The organism is Terrabacter aeriphilus (assembly GCF_039542985.1).
Lineage (GTDB): Bacteria > Actinomycetota > Actinomycetes > Actinomycetales > Dermatophilaceae > Terrabacter > Terrabacter aeriphilus.
In genome coordinates, this window is the sequence record NZ_BAABIW010000036.1 from 1 (window position 1) to 2,159 (window position 2,159).

The window sequence follows — 2,159 nt, forward strand, 5'->3', positions numbered from 1 at the left end:
TTTTAAGGGCACACGGTGGATGCCTTGGCACCAGGAACCGAAGAAGGACGTAGGAATCTGCGATAAGCCTCGGGTAGTCGATAACCAGACTGTGATCCGAGGATTTCCGAATGGGGAAACCCGGCTGGAGGCAAGTCCAGTCACCCGCACCTGAATATATAGGGTGTGTGGAGGGAACGTGGGGAAGTGAAACATCTCAGTACCCACAGGAAGAGAAAACAACAGTGATTCCGTGAGTAGTGGCGAGCGAAAGCGGATGAGGCTAAACCGGGCGTGTGTGATAGCTGTCAGGCGTTGCACGTTCGGGGTCGTGGGACCCACCCATCGAGACTGACATCTTGGTAGGGAGTGAGAAATCTGCGTCATAGTCGAAGAGCATTGAATGGCTCGGCATAGAGGGTGCGACCCCCGTAGACGAAATGGTGTGGACTCCCGGTGGGGATCCCAAGTAGCACGGGGCCCGAGAAATCCCGTGTGAATCTGGCAGGACCACCTGCTAAGCCTAAATATTCCCTGGTGACCGATAGCGGACAAGTACCGTGAGGGAAAGGTGAAAAGTACCCCGGGAGGGGAGTGAAATAGATCCTGAAACCGTGTGCCTACAATCCGTTGGAGCCTCCCGCCGTTGGGCGTGTGGGGTGACAGCGTGCCTTTTGAAGAATGAGCCTGCGAGTTAGTGCTCAGTGGCGAGGTTAACCCGTGTGGGGAAGCCGTAGCGAAAGCGAGTCCGAATAGGGCGAATGAGTCGCTGGGTCTAGACCCGAAGCGGAGTGATCTACCCATGGCCAGGTTGAAGCGCAGGTAAGACTGCGTGGAGGACCGAACCCACTTAGGTTGAAAACTGAGGGGATGAGCTGTGGGTAGGGGTGAAAGGCCAATCAAACTCCGTGATAGCTGGTTCTCCCCGAAATGCATTTAGGTGCAGCGTCACGTGTTTCTTGCCGGAGGTAGAGCTACTGGATAGCTGATGGGCCTCACCAGGTTACTGACGTTAGCCAAACTCCGAATGCCGGTAAGTGAGAGCGTGGCAGTGAGACTGCGGGGGATAAGCTCCGTAGTCGAGAGGGAAACAGCCCAGATCACCAGCTAAGGTCCCTAAGCGTGTGCTAAGTGGGAAAGGATGTGGAGTTGCTGTGACAACCAGGAGGTTGGCTTAGAAGCAGCCACCCTTTAAAGAGTGCGTAATAGCTCACTGGTCAAGTGATTCCGCGCCGACAATGTAGCGGGGCTCAAGCACACCACCGAAGCTGTGGCATTGACATATTTGCTCGGCACCGACACCTGCGGGTTCGGTGTCCAGGCGTGTTGATGGGTAGGGGAGCGTCGTGTGGCCAGGGAAGCGGCGGTGTGAACCAGCCGTGGAGGCCACACGAGTGAGAATGCAGGCATGAGTAGCGAATGACGGGCGAGAAACCCGTCCGCCGAATAACCAAGGGTTCCAGGGTCAAGCTAATCTGCCCTGGGTAAGTCGGGACCTAAGGCGAGGCCGACAGGCGTAGTCGATGGACATCCGGTTGATATTCCGGAACCGGCGAAGGACCGCCCCTGATGAACCGTGTGATGCTAAGTGCCTGAAGCACGCCCACCAACCCTTCGGGGTTACCGGGTGTGTGGAGCGCACGACCCGAACTCGTAGTAGTCAAGCGATGGAGTGACGCAGGAAGGTAGCCTCCGCGTGGCGATGGTTGTCCACGTCCAAGGGTGTAGGGCGCGATCCAGGCAAATCCGGATCGCACATAGCCTGAGACCTGATAGTGACCGCGAATGCGGGAAGAGGGTGATCCTATGCTGCCGAGAAAAACTTCTAGCGAGGTCCGAGCCGCCCGTACCCCAAACCGACTCAGGTGGTTAGGTAGAGAATACCAAGGCGATCGAGTGAATCGTGGTTAAGGAATTCGGCAAAATACCCCCGTAACTTCGGGAGAAGGGGGGCCCTGATCGTGACGCCACTAGCTGGCGAAAGCGTGATCGGCCGCAGAGACCAGGGAGAAGCGACTGTTTACTAAAAACACAGGTCCGTGCCAAGTCGCAAGACGATGTATACGGACTGACGCCTGCCCGGTGCTGGAACGTTAAGGGGACCGGTTAGTACGCAAGTGCGAAGCTGAGAACTTAAGCGCCAGTAAACGGCGGTGGTAACTATAACCATCCTAAGGTAG

General features: G+C 56.6%; 1 rRNA gene. It reads left to right on the top strand.

Features of this window, described 5'->3' with window-relative positions:
* Positions 1 to 2,159: ribosomal RNA gene (locus ABD979_RS19965) — 23S ribosomal RNA — on the top strand; the annotation flags it as partial.